This window comes from Variovorax gracilis (genome assembly GCF_030317115.1).
GTDB lineage: Bacteria > Pseudomonadota > Gammaproteobacteria > Burkholderiales > Burkholderiaceae_C > Variovorax > Variovorax gracilis.
The window spans coordinates 63540-83486 of record NZ_JASZYF010000005.1; the positions used below are offsets into that span (position 1 = coordinate 63540).

Annotated in this window: 13 protein-coding genes; 1 reads left to right on the plus strand and 12 read right to left on the minus strand. The window is 65.6% G+C overall.

Going from position 1 to position 19947, the window contains the following annotated elements; genetic code table 11:
- Nucleotide 1: 1 nt before the first annotated feature.
- Nucleotides 2-769, plus strand: coding sequence for a PP2C family protein-serine/threonine phosphatase (locus tag QTH97_RS12080; RefSeq protein ID WP_286568390.1), 768 nt, complete (start codon nt 2-4; stop codon nt 767-769).
- Between the two features lie 12 nt (nt 770-781).
- Here the strand turns inward: QTH97_RS12080 and QTH97_RS12085 are convergent, their stop codons facing one another.
- The 12 genes from QTH97_RS12085 to QTH97_RS12140 form a co-directional block, all read right to left on the minus strand.
- On the minus strand, nt 782-1474 hold the full coding sequence (locus QTH97_RS12085) for a hypothetical protein (protein WP_286568391.1): 693 nt from the start codon (nt 1472-1474) through the stop codon (nt 782-784).
- Complete coding sequence (gene zapE, locus QTH97_RS12090; protein ID WP_286568392.1) at nt 1471-2568, minus strand: cell division protein ZapE; 1098 nt, start codon at nt 2566-2568, stop codon at nt 1471-1473. The genes QTH97_RS12085 and zapE overlap by 4 nt, the downstream gene beginning before the upstream one ends.
- Nucleotides 2569-2720: 152 nt before the next feature.
- Complete coding sequence (gene lpdA / locus QTH97_RS12095; protein ID WP_286568393.1) at nt 2721-4148, minus strand: dihydrolipoyl dehydrogenase; 1428 nt, start codon at nt 4146-4148, stop codon at nt 2721-2723.
- 146 nt (nt 4149-4294) lie between these two features.
- A complete protein-coding gene (gene odhB, locus QTH97_RS12100; protein WP_286568394.1) occupies nt 4295-5563 on the minus strand; it encodes a 2-oxoglutarate dehydrogenase complex dihydrolipoyllysine-residue succinyltransferase in 1269 nt (422 codons plus the stop codon).
- A gap of 51 nt (nt 5564-5614) precedes the next feature.
- Complete coding sequence (locus tag QTH97_RS12105; protein WP_286568395.1) at nt 5615-8497, minus strand: 2-oxoglutarate dehydrogenase E1 component; 2883 nt, start codon at nt 8495-8497, stop codon at nt 5615-5617.
- Nucleotides 8498-8716: 219 nt separating this feature from the next.
- A complete protein-coding gene (locus QTH97_RS12110; protein WP_286568396.1) occupies nt 8717-10678 on the minus strand; it encodes a propionate--CoA ligase in 1962 nt (653 codons plus the stop codon).
- A gap of 49 nt (nt 10679-10727) precedes the next feature.
- Entirely contained in the window at nt 10728-12191 is a 1464-nt protein-coding gene (locus tag QTH97_RS12115; protein WP_286568397.1) for a coniferyl aldehyde dehydrogenase, read from the minus strand.
- Between the two features lie 3 nt (nt 12192-12194).
- Nucleotides 12195-13148, minus strand: a complete 954-nt coding sequence (locus QTH97_RS12120; RefSeq protein WP_286568398.1) for an alpha/beta hydrolase — start codon at nt 13146-13148, stop codon at nt 12195-12197.
- A complete protein-coding gene (locus tag QTH97_RS12125; RefSeq protein WP_286568399.1) occupies nt 13145-14743 on the minus strand; it encodes a GMC oxidoreductase in 1599 nt (532 codons plus the stop codon). The genes QTH97_RS12120 and QTH97_RS12125 overlap by 4 nt, the downstream gene beginning before the upstream one ends.
- Complete coding sequence (locus tag QTH97_RS12130) at nt 14740-16374, minus strand: AMP-binding protein (protein WP_286568400.1); 1635 nt, start codon at nt 16372-16374, stop codon at nt 14740-14742. Before QTH97_RS12130 ends, QTH97_RS12125 begins: the two co-directional genes overlap by 4 nt.
- A gap of 30 nt (nt 16375-16404) precedes the next feature.
- Complete coding sequence (locus QTH97_RS12135; RefSeq protein WP_286568401.1) at nt 16405-18384, minus strand: alkyl/aryl-sulfatase; 1980 nt, start codon at nt 18382-18384, stop codon at nt 16405-16407.
- Nucleotides 18385-18429: 45 nt separating this feature from the next.
- Nucleotides 18430-19944, minus strand: a complete 1515-nt coding sequence (locus tag QTH97_RS12140; RefSeq protein ID WP_286568402.1) for a wax ester/triacylglycerol synthase domain-containing protein — start codon at nt 19942-19944, stop codon at nt 18430-18432.
- Nucleotides 19945-19947 lie beyond the last annotated feature (3 nt).

The window sequence follows — 19947 nt, forward strand, 5'->3', positions numbered from 1 at the left end:
CATGACCCGAGGCTTTCGACTCGCCGCTGCGACCGGTCTCCACAAGGGAGACCGCCCCTACCAGCAGGACCAGGTCCTGATCATGTCCCACCCTCGCGCGCCGGGGTGCGTGCTTGGCGTCGTCGCCGACGGCATGGGCGGGCGCAGTGGCGGTCGCAAGGCGTCCGACCAGGTCCTGATGACGGCACGCCAGCTTTTCTCGCGCTACAAGCCGGGTCGCGATGAGGCCGTGGCCATGCTCCGGCACCTGCTGGAAGACGCCCACACCGTAATCAAGCTCACGGCGGTCTCCAGCGAGCAGGAACCGCACAGCACGCTGGCCGCCTTCCTCATGAACCCCGAGGGCGACTGCGCCTGGATTCACGCCGGCGACTCGCGGATCTATCACTTCCACAACGGCAGCCTCGTCAAGCGCACCAAGGATCACTCCTACGTGCAGGTGCTGGTCGATCGCGGCGAAATCAACGACGAGGAAGCCAATCTGCACCCCCAGAGCAACATCCTGCTGGGCTGCCTTGGCATGAAGTCGACGCCGCCACCCGTCGACATCCACTTCGTCCCTCGCCTGCAGACAGGCGACGTGCTGATGGCCTGCAGCGACGGTCTATGGCACTACTTCAAGCCCGAGGAGATGGGCGGGTTGCTGGCGGAGCAATCGCCGCGCGCAGCCGTCGAATTGCTCGTCGCGGAAGCGCGACGACGCGCGCACGGGACCGGCGACAACATCTCGATCGTCGTCGTGAAGCTCGAACCGCTGCCCGCGGACTGAAGCGCAATCCCGTCAGGGGGTTGCCGGAGCTGCCGGACTTGCGGGTGCCGGCGCAGACGGCTCGCCAGGCGTCGGCAGAGGCGCCGAGCGAGGCTTGGTTCTCGCGGCATTGCGCTTCTCGAGCTCCGCGCGATGCTCTTCCGCTTTCTTCAGCCTTTGCTCATATTCCGCGCGCGCTGCGGGCGCCTCGGCACGCCGCTGGGCGGCCTTGGCCTGTTCTTCGGCATGGGCGCGCTGCTTGTCATCGAACTGGCGCTGGCGCTGAGCTGCTTCGGATGCCGTTTGCGCACGGCTGGCCGCGTGGTCGGCCGCGCGCTGCTCTCGGTCCTGTTGCGACTTCATCGCATCGTCCCGTTTCGCCTGAGCATCCTGCGCGCGCTGGTCCGCCTTCTGCTGTTCGAGCTTGTCGAGCTCTGCGGCTGCCCGCCGCTTGCGCTCGAAGTCATTCATCGACGCCTCCTGGCGCTTGATGTTGTCGGTGGCCGTGCGGCGACGGCGGCGGCTGTCCTGCAGGCAGTCTTCGACCGCGAACTTCTTGTAGCAAGCCGCCTGCTCGGTCGCAAAGCGGGAGTCGACGTCTTTCCGCTCCTGCGCCAGGCGAGCCCGTTCGACTTCGAAATTCGTGCCGCCGGTCGTGGCGTCGGACTGCGCCCAAAGAGGCAGCGCGGCCAGTCCGGTCAGCAAGGCAAAAACGATGTTCTTCATGTAAGGCGGGTATCGACGACACGGCGTTCGAGCGCGAGGAATTCGGCGGACTGCATCTCGTTGAGCCGGGACACGGTTCGCGGAAACTCGTGAGCCAAAGGCCCCTCGGTGTACAACGCCTCGGGCGGAACTTCGGCAGACATGATCAGTTTCACGCGTCGATCGTAGAACACGTCGACCAGCCATGTGAAACGGCGTGCTTCCGACGCCATGCGCACAGGCATGTAGGGCACGTCGGACAGCAGCACGGTGTGGAACTGCGTCGCGATCTCCAGGTAGTCGTTCTGCGAGCGAGGCCCGCCGCACAGCGTCTTGAAATCGAACCAGACCACGCCCCCGGCCTTGCGCCGCGCATGGATTTCGCGCGACTCGATGTGCAGGACTGGGTTCTCGTCCGCGCTTTCGGCCAGGCGCTCGAAGGCCTTGCGCATTTCCTTGTCCGCAGCAGCGCCATTGGGGGTGAGATAGAGCCGCACCTGTTCCAGCGTGCGGCGACGGTAGTCGGTGCCGTTGTCGACACTGATCACTTCGAGCCGCTCGTTCAAGAGCGCGATCGCGGGAAGGATGCGGTCGCGGTGGAGCCCCCCCGGATACAGATCGTCCGGCTTGAAGTTCGACGTCGTGACGAAGCCAACGCCGTTCTCGAAGAGCGCCACCAGCAGCCGGTGCAGGATCATCGCGTCGGTGATGTCCGCGACATGAAATTCGTCGAAGCAAATCAGCCGATACCGCTTGGCGATGCGTCGCCCGAGTTCGTCCAGCGGATTGACCGTGCCTTGCAGGTCGGCCAGTTCGCGGTGCACCTCGCGCATGAATTCGTGGAAGTGCAGACGTGTCTTGCGCCGCAGCGGGACTGCGTTGTAGAAGCAGTCCATCAGGAAGCTCTTGCCTCGCCCGACGCCGCCATACATGTAGACGCCGCGAGGTATGTCGGGCCGGTTGATCAGCTTCTTGAAGGCGTTGGAACGCTGGGCCTTGAAATCGGCCCATTCGCTCGCGCAACGGTCCAGCGCCTCCACGGCGCGCAACTGCGCGGGATCGCTCTGGAACCCGCGCGCCTTCAGCTCAGCCTCGTAAGCAGCCTTGACGGACATATCGGTGCATTAGTTGAAGATGGTGCACGCGTCCTCGAGGCGAGCGAAGCGCCGCCCGTTCGAGAAACACCGCGAGCCGGCATGGCCGGTCCGCTGGTGTTGCCCCCTGAAGGGGGAGGCGGCTACACGGAGTGAGCAAGCAAAGGGGATGGTCAAAAATTCAGGGTGCGCTTGTCGACGGCCAAGGCAGCTTCCTTGGTCGCCTCCGACAGCGACGGATGGGCGTGGCAGATGCGTGCGATGTCTTCGGCGCTGGCCTTGAATTCCATCGCCACCACGGCTTCGGAGATCAGCTCGCTGACCATCGGTCCGACCATGTGCACACCGAGGATTTCGTCCGTGACCGCGTCGGCCACGAACTTGACCATGCCCGTCGTGTCGCCCAGAGCACGGGCTCGCCCGTTCGCCAGGAACGGGAAGCTGCCGGCCTTGTAGGCACGGCCGCTCGCCTTGAGTTGCTGTTCGGTCTGGCCGACCCACGCGATCTCGGGCGAGGTGTAGATGACCCAGGGAACGGTGTTGAAGTTGACATGCCCGTGCTGGCCCGCGATACGCTCCGCCACCGCCACGCCTTCTTCCTCGGCCTTGTGCGCGAGCATCGGTCCGCGCACCACGTCGCCGATCGCCCACACGTTTGGCAGGCTGGTCTTGCATTCGTCGTCGACCACGATCGCGCCGCGCTCGTCGAGTTGCAGCCCCACCGCGTCGGCGTTCAGGCCGATGGTGTTCGGCACGCGCCCGATCGAGACGATCAGCTTGTCGACGTCGAGCGACTGTGCGCCGCCCTTGGCATCGGTGTAGGCGATGCTGACGCCCTTCTTGCCCGACTTGACCTCGCCGACCGTGACGCCGAGTTCGATCTTCAGGCCCTGCTTGTCGAAGGCCTTCTTCGCTTCCTTGGCGATCTGCTCGTCCACCGCGCCGAGGAAGGTCGGGAGTGCTTCGAGCACCGTCACCTCGGAACCGAGGCGGCGCCACACCGAGCCCATTTCGAGGCCGATCACGCCGGAGCCGATCAATGCGAGCTTCTTGGGCACGCCGCCGATGCGCAAGGCGCCGTCGTTCGAGAGGATGTTCTCTTCGTCGAACGGAGCGCCCGGCAAGGCGCGCGCGTTCGAGCCGGTCGCGATGATGATCTGCTTGCCGGTGATGCTTTCCTCAGCGGCACCGGCCACCTTGATCTCGTAGCCGCCGTCAGCGGCCTTCACGAATGAGCCGCGGCCGTGGAAGAACGCAACCTTGTTCTTCTTGAAAAGGTAGACGATGCCGTCGTTGTTCTGCTTCACGACGGTGTCCTTGCGCGCCAGCATCTTCTGGACGTCGAGGCCCAGGCCCTCGATCTTGATGCCGTGGTCGGCAAAGCTGTGCGCCGCGTGTTCGTAGTGCTCGGACGATTGCAGCAGCGCCTTCGAAGGGATGCAGCCGATGTTGGTGCAGGTGCCGCCCAGCGCCGGGCCGCCCTTGGCGTTCTTCCACTCGTCGATGCAGGCGACGTTGAAGCCGAGTTGCGCCGCGCGGATGGCCGCGACATAGCCGCCAGGACCGCCGCCGATGACGATGACGTCGAATTGTTTGCTCATGGGATGTTCCGTTTCAATTTTTCAGGTGCGACGTCACTGAGGTCCGTTCGCGAAACACCGCGGAACCGGCTCGGCCGGTCCGCCGGTGTTGCCCCCGGCAGGGGGTAGGCGAAGCGACACGAAGTGCGCGCAGCCTGGGGGCGAGCTCAGATATCAAACAGGAGGCGCGCAGGATCTTCCAGCGCTTCCTTCATGGCCACCAGGCCCAGGACGGCTTCGCGGCCGTCGATGATGCGGTGGTCGTAGCTCATCGCGAGATAGTTCATCGGGCGAACGACGATCTGGCCGTTCTCCACCACCGCGCGGTCCTTGGTCGCGTGCACACCCAGGATGGCCGACTGCGGCGGGTTGATGATCGGCGTCGACAGCATCGAACCGAACACGCCGCCGTTGGAGATCGAGAAGGTGCCGCCGGTCATCTCCTCGATGCCCAGCTTGCCGTCGCGCGCCTTGGCGCCGTACTCGGCGATCTTCTTCTCGATGTCCGCAAAGCTCATCTGGTCGGCATTGCGCAGGATCGGCACCACCAGGCCACGCGGCGAACCGACCGCGATGCCGATGTCGAAGTAGCCGTGGTAGACGACGTCGTTGCCGTCCACAGACGCGTTGAGCACCGGGTACTTCTTGAGCGCGTGCACTGCAGCCTTCACGAAGAAGCTCATGAAACCGATCTTGACGCCGTGCTCCTTCTCGAACTTCTCCTGGAAGCGCTTGCGCATTTCCATCACCGGCGCCATGTTCACCTCGTTGAAGGTGGTCAGGATCGCGTTGGTGGATTGCGATTGCAGCAGGCGCTCGGCGATGCGCGCGCGCAGGCGGCTCATCGGCACGCGCTCTTCCGGACGGTCGCCGAGGTCGGGCGAACCGGCTGGCGAAGCGACTTGCGGCAACGCGGCCTTCGGCGCTCCCGTCGGCACGGGCACGGGCGCCGCGACCTTGGCGGTCGCACCGGATGCGACGGCGCCAAGCACGTCGCCCTTGGTCACGCGGCCGTCCTTGCCGGTGCCGGCGACATCGCCGGTGCTCAACTTGTTGTCGGCCAGCAGCTTGGCCGCGGCGGGCATGGCCACGTCGGACTTCGAGCCGCCGGTGGCAGCCGCCGCAGGGGCCGCCGCCTGAGCAGCAGCGGGTGCTGCAGCCGGTGCGGCGGCGGGCGCGGCCGCGCCCGCCTTGCCTTCGGTGTCGATCTTCGCGATGAGTTGGTCGGCCACGACGGTCGCACCGTCGCCGGCCACGATCTCGGCCAGCACGCCGGCGGCCGGCGCCGGCACTTCGAGCACGACCTTGTCGGTTTCGATCTCGATCAGGATTTCATCGATGGCGACGGCTTCGCCGGGCTTCTTCTTCCATTGGAGCATGGTGGCTTCGGCCACGGACTCGGACAACTGGGGGACTTTGACTTCAACGATGGACATGTTGGATGTGCTCCGCTTCGTGTTTCTTATGCAGGTGAATGTGAGTTCTTCTTACTTGGTCAGCACGAAGCCTTTGAGCTTGCCGAACGCGCCGTCGACCAGCGCCTTCTGCTGTTCCTGGTGCAGGTGCGAGTAGCCGACCGCGGGCGATGCCGAGGCGGCACGGCCGGAGTAGCCGAGCTTCTGGCCTTCCTGCATGTTCTCGTGGATGTAGTGCTGCACGAAGAACCAGGCGCCCTGGTTCTGCGGTTCGTCCTGGCACCACACCACGTCGACGAGATTGGGGTACTTCTTCAGTTCCGCGCCGAAGGCCTTGTGCGGGAAGGGATAGAGCTGTTCGACGCGGATGATCGCCACGTCGTCGCTGTCCTTTTCCTCGCGCTTCTTCGCCAGGTCGTAGTAGACCTTGCCGGAGCAGGCGATGACGCGCTTGACCTTCTCGGCCTTGAGATCCTTGTTGTCCGGAATGACCGTCTGGAAGCTGCCCTTGGTGAACTCGGACAGCGGCGAAGTCGCATCCTTGTTTCGCAGCAGCGACTTCGGCGTCATGATCACCAGCGGCTTGCGCAGGTTGCGCACCATCTGGCGGCGCAGCACATGGAAGATCTGGCTCGCCGTCGTCGGCTGAACCACCTGGATGTTGGTGTCGGCCGACAACTGCATGAAGCGTTCGAGGCGCGCCGAGCTGTGCTCGGGACCCTGGCCTTCGTAGCCGTGCGGCAGCATCAGCGTGATGCCGTTGACGCGGCCCCACTTGACCTCGCCCGAGGCGATGAACTGGTCGATCACGACCTGCGCGCCGTTGACGAAGTCGCCGAACTGCGCTTCCCAGATCACGAGCGTGTTCGGATCGTTGGAGGCGTAGCCGTATTCAAAGGCGAGCACGGCTTCTTCGGACAGGATCGAGTCGATCACGACGAAAGGCGCCTGGTTGTCCGCGACGTTCTGCAGCGGCACATAGATGCCCTCGTCGAACTTCTCGCGGTTCTGGTCGTGCAGCACGGCGTGGCGGTGCGTGAAGGTACCGCGGCCGCTGTCCTCGCCCGACAGGCGCACCGGGTAGCCGCTGGCCACGAGCGAGGCGAAAGCCATGTGCTCGCCCATGCCCCAGTCGACGTTGACGTCGCCGCGGCCCATCGCGGCACGATCGTCCAGCACCTTCTTGACCAGCGGATGCACCGTGAAGTTGCTCGGTGCCGTGGTGATGCGCTCAGCCAGGCGCTTCCACTCGGCGGTGGGGATCGCGGTGTCGCCGGCATCGGTCCACTTCTTGTTCAGGAAGGGGTTCCAGTCGACCGCGTACTTGCTCTTGAAGTTGGTCAGCACCGGGTCCGAGGTGTTCTTGCCGGCGTCGAAGGCCGCACGCTGCGCCTTGACCATGTCGTCGCCGAGCGTGGCGCCCAGGCCCTGCGCGGCGAGCTTGTCGGCGTAGAGCTTGCGCGTGCCGGGGTGTTGCGCGATCTTCTTGTACATCAGCGGCTGCGTGAGCGCCGGGGTGTCCTGCTCGTTGTGGCCGAGCTTGCGGAAACAGATGATGTCGACCACCACGTCCTTCTGGAACTCCATGCGGAATTCGAGGGCGAGCTGGGTCGCGAGCACCACGGCCTCGGGGTCGTCGCCGTTCACATGCACCACGGGCGCCTCGATCATCTTGACGATGTCGGTGCAATACAGCGTCGAGCGGCTGTCGCGCGGGTCGCTGGTGGTGAAGCCGATCTGGTTGTTGATCACGATGTGGACCGTGCCGCCGGTGGAATAGCCGCGCGTTTCCGCCAGCGCCAGCGTCTCCATCACGACGCCCTGCCCTGCGAAGGCAGCGTCGCCGTGCACGATGACCGGCAGCACCTGCTTGCCGAGCGGGTCGGCGCGGCGGTCCATGCGGGCGCGCACGGAGCCTTCGACCACCGGGTTCACGATTTCAAGGTGCGAGGGGTTGAATGCCAGGCTCAGGTGCACCGGGCCGCCAGGGGTCGACACGTCCGAGCTGAAGCCCTGGTGGTACTTGACGTCGCCGCTGGGCAGGTCTTCGGGCGCCGTGTGGTCGAACTCCGCGAAGAGGTCCGCCGGCATCTTGCCGAGCGAATTGACCAGCACGTTCAGGCGGCCGCGGTGGGCCATGCCGATCACGATTTCCTGCACGCCCTTGATGCCGGCCTGCCTGATCACCTCGTCCATCGCGACGATGAAGCTTTCGCCGCCTTCGAGCGAGAAGCGCTTCTGGCCGACATACTTGGTGTGCAGGAAGCGCTCGAGGCCTTCGGCGGCGGTCAGGCGTTCGAGGACACGCTTCTTCTGCTCGGCGCTGAGCTGCGGATTGGTGCGGGCGCTTTCGAGCCGTTGCTGCCACCAGCGCTTCTGCGCCTGGTCGGTCATGTACATGTACTCGGCGCCGATGGTGCCGCAGTACGTTTCGCGCAGCGCGTTGAGCAGGTCGCGCAGCGACATCGTTTCCTTGCCGAAGAAGGTGTTGCTCGTGTTGAACACCGTTTCGAGGTCGGCATCGGCGAAGCCGTAGAACGAGGGCTCGAGTTCGGGAATCGCGGGACGCTCGGTGCGCTTGAGCGGGTCGAGGTCGGCCCAGCGGGCGCCGACGTTGCGGTAGGCGGCGATCAGTTGCTGGACAGCGGTGCGCTTGCGGCCGAGTTCGGAATCGGCGCCGCTCGCCACGACCACCTTCGTGGTGCCCTGCTTCGCGCGCTCCGCAAAGGCGTTGACAACCGGCAGGTGCGGCACGTCCTTGGCGTTGGTTCCGTCCGTCGCGGGGACGTTCTGGAGCGCGTCGAAGTAGGAGCGCCAGTTGTCGGGCACGCTGCCCGGATTGGAGAGGTAGTTTTCGTACATCTCCTCGACATAAGGCGCATTGCCGCCGAAGAGATAGGTATTGCCTTGATAGGCGCTGTAGACGGACGAAGACGTCGACGAGGAATCGCTCATATTCCGCTGACCTTCGCTTCCCTGGAGGAAGCACTAGTTGGTTAGAAACCTTCCGCGACACGGCTGAACCGATTGGCGGATGCGACTGTGGCTGGGGAAGGGCCTGAGTACGGGGCGGATTGTACCCCCCAGCCTTACCCGCTATGTGTGGCCGCCCGCCCCCTCTGCAAGGGGGCGATGCGTGCGGACCGGCGTCACCGGTTCCGGGCAGTGCCCGAGTCAGAACAGATTCTTGATTTGCTGGAGGGTGGACGGGTCGTCGATGGTCGTCAGGTCGCCGGGATCGCGTTGCTCGCACACAGCCTGGATGGCGCGGCGCAGGAGCTTGCCGCTCCGGGTCTTGGGCAAGGCGGTCACGAAGCGCACACGCGCGGGCCGGGCCAGCGCGCCGAGGTCGTCGGAAACACGCTTCATGATTTCCCCTTCCAGTTGAAGGGCCGCTTGCTCGTCGGCGACGGCCGCCCCGTCCTTGGCGACCACGAACGCCAAGGCCACCTGGCCCTTGAGCGCATCGGCGACACCGACCACGGCGACTTCGGCCACGTTCGCGTGGCCGGAGATGCTCTCCTCGATCTCGCGCGTGCCCAGTCGATGGCCGGCCACGTTGATCACGTCGTCGGTGCGGCCGAGGATGTAGAAGTAGCCGTCCGCGTCGCGGATGCCCCAGTCGAAGGTCGAATACACCAGCTTGCCCGGAACGCTCTTCCAGTAGGTGTTCACGAAGCGCTCGTCGTCCCTCCAGACCGTCTGCATGAAACCCGGCGGCGTCGGGCCCTCGATGACGACGACGCCCTTCTCGTCGGGCCCCGCAAGCTCCTCGCCGGTCGACTCGTGGAGGATCTTGACCTTGAAGCCGTACATCGGGACGCCCGGGCTGCCGAACTTGCTCGGCGTGCGCTCCACGCCATTCGCGACCGTCAGGATCGGCCAGCCCGACTCGGTCTGCCAGTAGTTGTCGATGATCGGCACGCCCAGGCCTTCGCTGATCCAGCGCCCCGTCGGCTCGTCCAGCGGTTCGCCGGCCAGGAAGAGCGCACGCAGGCTCGAGAGGTCGTACTTCTTGAGCAGCGCAGGGTCCTGCTTCTTGAGCACGCGCACCGCGGTCGGCGCACTGAACATGACCGTCACCTTGTACTTCTCGACCAGGCGCCACCAGATGCCGCCGTCGGGCTGCTGGTCGATGCCTTGCGTAGGCAGGCCCTCGTACATGATGGTCGCCATGCCCGCGATGAGCGGGCCGTAGACGATGTAGCTGTGGCCGACCACCCACCCGATGTCGCTGGTCGAGAAATAGGTTTCGCCGGCTCGGCCATCGAAGATGTGCTGCATGCTGGCGGCGAGTGCGACGGCGTAGCCGCCGGTGTCGCGCTGCACGCCCTTGGGCTTGCCGGTCGTGCCGCTCGTATAGATGGTGTAGCTGATGTCCGTCGCATCCAGCCAGGTGCACGGCACTTCGGCATCGCGATGCTTTTCGAGCAGCACACTCGCGAGGTGGTCGCGGCCCTCGCTCAGTTCCATCGGCGCCAGCTCGCGATCGAACAGCAGCACCGCATCGGGCTTGTGCGAGGACAGGCGGATCGCCTCGTCGAGCAAGGGTTTGTACGCCAGGATCTTGTTGCCGCGCGATCCGGCATCCGCGCTCACGATGACCTTCGGCGTGGCGTCCTCGATGCGCGAGGCCAGCGAGCCGCTCGCGAATCCGCCGAACACCACGCAGTGAATGGCCCCGATGCGCGCGCACGCGAGCATGGCGAATGCCGCCTCGGGAATCATCGGCATGTAGATCAGGACGCGATCGCCTTTGCCGACGCCCAGTTCCATCAGGCTGGCCGCGACGCGCTGCACTTCGGCGTGGAGTTCCTTGAAGCTGTAGCTTTTCTCGACGCCGGTCTCGGTCGACACGAAGATCAAGGCGCGCTGCTCGCCCCGGCTGGCCAGGTGGCGATCGACCGCGTTGTGGCAGAGGTTGGTCGTGCCGCCCACGAACCAGCGTGCGAAAGGCGGCCGGCTGGCGTCCAGGATCAGCTGCGGCGGTGTCTTCCAGTCGATGAGCCTGGCCTGTTCGGACCAGAAGCCTTCGGGTTCGTCGACGGACCGACGGTAGAACTCTGCGTAGCGGCTCATGGGCTTGTCTCCTTGTCTTGCAGATGCACTTCCGGCGCTTGCCGAAACTGAATTCATAATTATGGAGACTGTGCTTTCTGCAAGCTGACAGAACCGCGGCAGCACTTCATCGCAACGGAAGGTGCGTCGCACGCTGGCCGAGCGAGGCATCCGCCAGCGAGGGGTCGGGATGGCCCAGGTAGAACTTGAACACCAGGCGCTGTACCGCATTGCCATAGGGCGGATAGAACAGGCCCATCGGAAACCAGGGCGCGCGCTTGAAGGTTCCTTTCGCATGCGACAACTCGCGAAAGCCTTCCTCGCCATGGTAGGTGCCCATTCCCGAGTTGCCGGTGCCCCCGAAAGGCAAGTCGTGGTTGAAGGCGTGCCACCCCCAGTCGTCGACGCACAGGCCGCCGGAATGCGTCAAGTTCGTCAGGCGCTCCAGTTCCGCGCCCTTGCATCCGAATACATAGAGCGCCAATGGCCGCGGCCTGGCTGCGATGTATTCGATGGCCTGGTCCAGCGTGTCGTAGCCCACCACCGGGAGGATCGGCCCGAACAGTTCCTCGTTGGCGATGCGCATGTCATCCCGCACGCCGGTAACGACATGCAGCGGAATGCGCCGCCCCGGCCCGTCGTCGCCACAGGCGATGACCTTCCCGCCCTTCGCGGCGGCATCGGCCAGCAGATCGCGGATGCGTTGCGCATGCGGCTCGCAAGCCATGCTGGTGTAGTCGTGATTGCCCTGCACCGTGGGGTACAAGCGCCGGAAGGACCGTTCCACCGCGCCGGCAAAGGCGTCGACCCGGGGGCGCGGCACCAGTGCGTAGTCGGGCGCAAGGCAGACTTGGCCGCTGCTGAAGGCTTTGCCGTGGGCGACGCGTTCGGCGGCCGTCTCCAGCGCGTCGTCGCTCGCCACGAGCGACGGCGACTTGCCGCCCAGTTCCAGTGTGACTGGCGTGAGGTGTTGCGCCGCCGCGCGCATGATGTGATGGCCCACCGCCGGCGACCCGGTGAACACCAGGTGGTTGAAGGCCAGGTGCGAAAACACCTGCGCCTCGGCAACCTCGCCGCCGAAGACCGCGACCTCGTCCACTGCGAAGCGCTCGGCAAGCATCTGGGCCAGCAGTTCAGTGGTGCGGGGGGACAGTTCCGACATCTTGATCATCACGCGGTTGCCTGCTGCCAGCGCGGCAACCAGCGGCCCCAGCGACAGGTACAGCGGAAAGTTCCACGGCGTGATCACGCCGACCACGCCCTTGGGCTGGTAGTTGACCAGCGCGCTGTTGGTCAGGAACAGCAGTTCGGTCGCGCGACGCTGCGGCGCCATCCATCGACGCAGGCGGTGCAGCGCGTGGTTGATCTCCAGGATCGGGCCGAGCACCTCGATCAGCTTCGTCTCGGCCGGTGAACGCCCGCCGAAATCGGCGCTCACCGCCGCGGCGATGCGATCCTGATAGCGCTGGAGCAGGCTCTTCAGCGCCTTCAAATTGGCTTTGCGCTCGGAAAGGCTGGGATACGGTTTCGCCAGGAACGCCACGCGTTGCTGCTCGAAGGTGTCTTGCATGCGCTGAACGATGGTGTCCATGGTTCACTCCTCGGAGGGCGCCGCGATCGACTGCGCGGTCGCGGTCGTCGCAGACTGCGGCTCCGGGCCGCAGTACTCTGCGATGAAGCTGCCGATCTCGTCGAGCGACTGCTTCGACTGCGGCAGCATCCTGATCAGTTGAAAGACGTGCGGCATGCCCGGCCAGACCTTGACCCGGGCATCGATGCCGCAGGCGCGCGCACGCTCCGCGGCGCGCAGCGAATCGTCGAGCAGCATCTCGCTGCCCGAGACATGGAACAGCAGCGGTGGCAGCCCGGCCCAGTCTCCGAACAGGGGCGACACGGCGGGATCGTCCGCGGATGCGCCGTCGAGGTAGGTAGACAGCACCAGCGTGAGCGCATGCCGGTTGAAAAGAACATCGCTGCCTTCGTTGACCTGCACCGAGGGGCTGCCGCCCGTGAGGTCGGTGACGGGCGACATCATCGCTGCGCAAGTGGGCAGCGGCGCGCCTTCATCACGCAAGCGCATCAGCAAGGCCAAGGCGAGATTTCCGCCGGCCGAATCGCCGGCGATGGCCATGCGGCGAGGCGAAATCCCCTGCCCGACCAGCCAACCGTAGACCGCAACGCAATCGTCGAGCCCCGCCGGGAAACGGTGCTCCGGCGCAAGCCGATACGCCGGCAGCAGCACACGCAGCCCTGTCTTCAGCGCCAACTGCGATGCCATTTGCCGATAGCTGTTGGGCAGGTGGAGGCTGAAGGCCCCGCCGTGGAGGTAGAGCAGCACCCCACGCTGCGCCGCGCCCTCCTCGCCGATCCATTCCGACGGCACGCCGCGGGCGTCGACACCGACGACGTCGATCTTGTCGCCCACGAGCTTGAGCCCGGCATCGGCGAGCCAGGCCTTCTTGCGCAACTGGCCGATGGTGACGCCCCTGCTCCACAGGCGCTTGACACCGAAGCGCAGCGCCGCGTTGATGGCCGACATGGGGATCATGGGTGCTGCGACTGTGCTTCGGGGATGTGGCTCATCGCGTTCTCGGCAATGGCCGCGATCGTCAGCGACGGGTTGACGCCGGGGTTCGCCGGCATGGCGGCACCGTCGCAGACAAGAAGATTGCGGTAGCCGAAGACGCAGTTGTGCCGATCGACGACGCCGCTGCCAGCGTCCTTGCCGATGACCGCGCCACCAAGGATGTGCGCCGTCGACGGGACGTTGGCCAAGGCTTCGAGCACCATGCTCTGGGCGATGCCGCCCGTCTGCTGCGCCAGCCATTCCGCGGCCTCGTTGGCCACCGGGATGAAAGTCGGGTTGGGCTTTTCCTTGTCCTGCTCGGTGCTCAGGCCGATACCACCCCACCACCCTCGCCTGGCGCGAAACGCAATGGCGTTGTCAAGGCTCTGCATGACCAGGAAGATGACGGTGCGACGCCCCCAGCCAAAGGGCCACAGCACCTTGGCAAAGCGCAGCGGGTGGCGCGCGATGCTGCCGAGCAGCCGCAGTGGACGGGTCACGCGCGTGCCCTCGCCGGTGATCATGGTGAACTGGGTCGACATGAAGTCGCCCTTCGCACCATAGGTGACGAATTCGATGTGTGTGTCCGGGCGCGGGTGGATGCTGGCGCTGATGGCCACGTCCCTGCTCGGATGGAGCTTCTCGTCAGGCAAGGTCACGGCGAGTATCGATTCGCTGTTGGTGCGCACCAGTTCGCCCAGCCGGTCGCTGATCGCGGGCAGCGAGCCGCCGTGCTTGCACCTGGCGAGTAATCGGTTGGTGCCCAGCGCACCTGCGGACACGACCACGCCGCGCGCGTCGAAGCTGCGCCGCTGCTTGTTGAACCACGCACCGGGCCGCTGCGTGGTGACGCGGTAGCCGTCACTGCCGTCGGGCGCGCCGAGCGGCCGAATATCGACGACTTCATGTTCCGGCAGGATCTGCGCGCCCGCCTTCTCGGCGAACCACAGGTAGTTCTTCACCAGCGTGTTCTTGGCACCGATGCGGCAACCCACCATGCAGGCGCCGCAGCGCGTGCAGCCGGTTCGTGCCGGCCCCTTGCCGCCGAAGTACGGGTCGGGCACTGTCTCGCCCGGCTCTCCGAAGAAGATGCCCACGGGTGTGCGCCTGAACGTCTGCTCCACGCCGAAGTGCCGGGCCACGTCCATCAGCAGCTTCTGCCCGTCGCTTTCGAAAGGCACGGTATTGACACCGAGCATGTGTTCGGCGGTGTCGTAGTGCGGTCGGAGCGTGGCGGCCCAGTCGTCCAGCCCAGCCCACTGGGGATTGACGAAGAACTCCGGTGCGCCGCGGTACAGGGTGCAGGCATAGACCACGCTGCCGCCCCCGACCGCCGCACCGCTCGCAATGAACACGTCCTTGAACGGCGTCAGGCGCAGGATGCCGCGCAGGCCGAGCGCGGGCGCCCACAGGAAATCGCGCAGGTTCCAGGTCGTGGCCGCGTAGTCCTCGTCGCGATAGCGCCGGCCGCATTCGAGCACCGCCACCTTGTAGCCCTTCTCGGACAGGCGAAGCCCCGACACGCTGCCGCCGAAGCCCGATCCGATGATCAGCCAGTCATAGTCGAAGTTCGTCATGCCACGTTGCGCAGTTCGCGGCGCAGGATCTTGCCGACGGCCGATTTCGGCAGCGCATCGACGAAGCGGACGATGCGCGGCACCTTGTAGGCGGTGAGTTCGTTGCGACAGAACGCCGCCACGTCATCTTCACTCAGCGTCGTGTCCGCGGCCTTGACGATGAACAGCTTGACCGCCTCGCCCGTCTTCTCGTCGGGCACGCCGATGCAGGCGCATTCGACGACGCCGGGGCAGCCCGTGGCCACTGCCTCGATCTCGTTCGGAAAGACGTTGAAGCCGGAGACGATGATCATGTCCTTCTTGCGATCGACGATCCTGAGGAAGCCCTTGGCGTCGAACACGCCGACGTCGCCGGTCCGGAAATAGCCGTCGGCGGTGAACGTGGTCGCCTGGGTCTCGGGCTTCTGCCAGTAGCCGCTCATCACCTGCGGGCCACGGACGCAGATCTCGCCCGGCTCGCCGATGCCGACCTCGCGGTTCTCCTCGTCGAGCAGCTTGACGTCGGTCGACGGCAGCGGAAGCCCCGTCGTGCCGGTAAAGGCTTGCACCGAGGCCGGATTGAAGCTCACGATCGGACTCGTCTCCGAAAGGCCGAAACCCTCGCGGATGAAGGTGCCGGTGAGCGCGAGCCATTTGTCCGACACCGCGCCGATCACCGCCGCGCCGCCCCCGCCCGCCAGGCGCAGGTTGGACCAGTCGATCTCCTTGCTCTTCGGGTGCGCGCACAGGCCCGCATAGAGCGTGTTCACCCCCATGAACACGGTGGGGCGCGCCTTCTTCATCGTGTCGAGGAAGCTGTCGAAGTCGCGTGGGTTGGGCACGAGCCAGTTGTCGGCGCCGACCGAGAAGTAGGTGATGAAGTTCACCATCAACGCGAAGATGTGATACAGCGGGATCGCCGTGACGACGACCTCCGCGCCCGGGCGCAGGTTGTCAGGCATGAAGGCCTTGAACTGCTCGGTATTGGCGATCAGGTTGCGGTGCGACAGCGATGCGCCCTTCGACAAGCCCGTGGTACCGCCCGTGTACTGCAGGAACAGCAGGTCGTCGCCGTTGAGCTCCACCGACTCGAACGGCAGGTCGGCCCCTTCTTCGAGTGCCTGGGCCAGCGAGGTGGCCGAACCCAGTCGCGCGTCCACGGCAGGGCTCGGAATCTGCACGCCGCTGCCGTCGCCCACGCCGGTGGTGAGCACGGTCTTCAGCCGTGTCCGCCCCATCACTTCGGCCACCGTGCCCGATACGCCGCTGTAGACGATGATCGTCTCTACCCCGGCATCATTGAGCTGGTGTTCGAGCTCGCGCGGCGTATAGAGCGGGTTGACGTTCACCTGCGCCGCTCCGGCGCGGATGATGCCCAGGAAGGCGATCGGGAACGCGAGCAGGTTCGGCGCCATCACGGCGATGCGGTCGCCGCGCCGAACGCCCAGCCTGGCTTGCAGGTACGCCGCGAAGTTGCGTGACAGCGTGTCCAGCTGTCCATAGGTGAGTGTCTGTCCCGCGCAGCGGAACGCCGGCTTGTCAGCGAAGCGTTTCATCGCCTGCTCCAGCATCTCGGTGACCGACCGATAGGCGTCGGCGTTGATTTCCTTCGGAATGTCGCCATAGCTGGCGTGCCAGAGTCTTTCGGTCATGTCTTGCTCCTGGATGGAAGACTTGGGGGGTCAGGGGGTGACGATGTTGAAGATCGGATCGAACTCGACGATGTTCGACACCACGGCAGCGAAGCCCTTCGGGTCTCCTTCGACCTTGAGCAGACCGGCCTGCACCAGTTCAGGCACCTTCTTGCCTTGCAGCAACATGGCGAGGAAGGCGGGCCGAGTCAGCGTCAACGTGACGTCGGGGTTCTTCAGCACGCGACCCTTGGTGTTGTTGAGCACCGAGTTCGACAGCTCCAGCGCCCAGACTTCGTTCGTGTCGCTGAACACCATGCTGATCGCGGACTTCAGGCCGTCGGTCTTCTGGTGGTCCAGGCGCAGCGCGATGTAGTCGAACAGCAACTCGTTGGTCATGCCGCGCACCGTGTCCGGCCCGCTCGAACTGGCTCCGGATGTTCGGGGGCCGGCGCGCAACTCCATCGCACCCATGAGGTAGGCATTGCGCCAGGTGGCCGACTCGGCCTGGTAGCCGAGCTGTTCGAGCGCATCGGCCTGCAGCGCGCGTGCCTCCGCATTGTTCGGGTTGGCGAAGACCACGTGGTTCACCATCTCGGCGACCCAGCGATAGTCACCTTCGTCGAAGGCCTTCTTGCCATTGGCGACGACCGCGGCTTCGCCTCCCATCGCCGCCACGTAACGCTTGGCGGCGTCCGCCGGCGGCAGGCGATGCAGCGTGGCCGGGTTGGCATCGTAGTAGCCGAGGTAGAAGTTGTAGACGCCGCGCAAGTTGTGGCTGAGCGTGCCGTAGTAGCCGTGCGAGCTGGCGTCCTTGGCCAGTTCCTTCGGGAAGAAAGGTTCGTTGCCGATCTCATCCATCACCTGCCCCTTGTTGGCAAGGTGCAGCGCCCGATCGTGAAGGAAGCGGTAGGTGTCGCGCTGATTCGCCAGGTATTGGCGCACGTTGGCGCTGCCCCAGGTCGGCCAGTGGTGGCTCGCGAACGCGACCTCGGCATCGGGGTACAGGTCGAGCGTCTCATTGACGTACTTGCTCCACGACAACGCATCGCGCACCTTCGCACCACGGATCGTGTAGACGTTGTGCATCAGCTTGTTGGCCACTTCCGACAGGCACAGCGCCTTCTTGTCGGGGAGATAGATCATGAATTCCGACGGCGCTTCCGAATCCTGTGCCATCTGGAACTGGAAGCGCACGCCGTCGACCGTCATCTCCTCGCCTGTCTTCCTGATGAGGTGCGTCGGCGGCACCAGCCCCGGCGCGCCGTTGCTCAGCGCCAGCCCCAGGCCGGTGCCTACCGAGCCCTTGTCGTTGGCCGGCAGCGTGATGCCGTACATGTAGTTGGCGCGGCGCGACATGGCATTGCCGGCGAGCACGTTCTCGGCCACCGCGTTGTCCATGAATCCCTCGGGCGCGATGACCTTGACCTTGCCCGAGCGCACGTCCGCCTCGTCGAGCACGCCGCGCACGCCGCCGAAATGATCGACATGGCTGTGGGTGTAGATCACCGCCACTACCGGCTTGGTGCTGCGCAGGTGCTCCATGGCCAGCTTCAGGCCGGCGCGGGCCATCTCCTCGGTGAACAGCGTGTCGATGACGATCCAGCCGCTGGCGCCTTCGACCAGCGTCATGTTGGCCATGTCGTAGCCGCGAATCTGGTAGATGCCGTCGGCCACCTTGAACAGGCCCTGCGCGGTGTTGAGCTTCTGCTCGCGCCACAGGCTGGGATTGACCGTCGCGGGAGCGTCGCCCTTGACGAAATCGTATCGCTGGGTGTTCCACACGAGCCGCCCGTCCGGAGCCTTGACCAGCGGGTCCTTCAGCTCGGCCAGCTTGCCTCGCGTGGCATCCTCGAAGTCCTGCTTGTCGGCCATCGCCATCGCCTTGCGAACTGCTTCGTTGGCGCGCTCCGTGGCGGCGGTGGCGGGCTTGGAAACCGGAGCCGCCGCCGTGGGCGCCTGCTGAGCAAAAGCGGCGGAGCCGGCCACCAGAGCGACGCCGACGTACGTCGCGACGAATGGGTTTTTCATTGATCCTTCTCCTGGGGTTGGTGGGGTCGTTGGAGGTGAGCGCGATCAGGCCGATGCCGGGCGCGAGTTGCGCTTGGCCGGCGTGGCCCGCTTCCGCGCCGCAGGGGCCTGCACCACGGGCTTGCGCTGCGCCTTGCGCGACGCTCCGGCGGATGTCTTCCGCGGTGCGGGGGCAAGAGCGGGTTCGGCGGCCGGCACACCCTCGCCCAGCACGGCCCTCAATTCCTCATAGGCCTGTTCGGTGAGGCGCGCCAGCTCCTCGATGTGCGGCACCGCCTCGGGCATGGCCAGGAAGCCCAGCTGCAGCCGCTCGCCCAGAGAGACCGCCGTCACGTTGAGCTTGTGCCCGGCGGCCACCACCGATACGGGCAGGATCAACTCGACCGCGGCTCCCATCAGGTACGGCTGGCCGGCCAGGCCGAAGGGGTTCGACACCATCAGATTCGACAAGCGCGGAGCCGCCTGGGCCGCAACCATTTCCATCAGCAGCGGCACCGCATGCACGAGGGTGGTGTAGAGCATCACCGTGTCGCTGCTGAGTGTCTTCAGCGACTCCTTCAGTTGACCGGTCTCGGCGCGAATCGCCGCCAGGCGCTCGGCCACCGACGCGCCGGCCTTGCCCAGCGGAAACTGCAGCACCGCGATCTGGTTCCCGCCCTTGGCGTCCTCGGCCAGCGCCACCGGCATGTCGGCCACCAGCGGCTCCTTGTGCGCGCCGCCGCGCTTGCGCAGGTATTGCTGCATGGCCATGTCGAGCGCAGTCAGCAGCAGATCGTTGACCGTGGCGCCGCGTGCCTTGCCCAGGCTCTTCATCTCGGTCAGCGGCAGCGTGCAGTACGCATAGCTGCGCTTCGGCGACAGCGCGCCGTCGAAGGCCGCGGACACCTTGAGGTAAGGCAGGGGCAGGTCCTTGCCCAGGCTCAACGCTCGCAATCCTTGCTGGGCCAGCATGCCGTAAAGACTTGCCGCCGAGAGCAAGGCGCCCGTGACCTGGCTCCCCGCGCTCATGAGTTGCTGGACCATGTCGGCCCGTTCCCTGCCGGCGCTGCTCGATCGCGGCACGCCGTCCCACAGGGCGCGCACGACCTTGTCCTTCGGATCGTCGGACAGCCACAGCGTGACCGCCTTGACGAAAGTGCGTCCGTCGATGATGCCGTGGTGCGCCTTGCCGTACAGTGCCACGCGGCCGTCGGCGAGCCCGTCGATGACATGGAACTGCCAGAGCAGCCCGGATCGGTCGAGTTGCGTCTCGTGCAGCGCGCAGACTTCTTTCAGCAGCGCGTCCATCGTCGCGTTCTCGAGCGTCATCCGGTGCACGTGCCCGCGGATGTCGGGGTCGGTCATCGGCTCGACCGAGGGCAGGCGGGTCAAGGACTGCTTGAAACGGTAGTTGAAGGGCGGGCCGGGCGGCCGCTTCAGCAATTTGGCGTGCAACTTGTCGGCGAAGTTGCCCTTGAAGCCCTCCGGCGGCTGCAACAGCACCAGCGGACCGATGTTGAACGGCCGGGCAGGCGTTTCGAGCAGGAACATGGCCAAGTCAATCGCCGAAAGTGCGGGCATCGT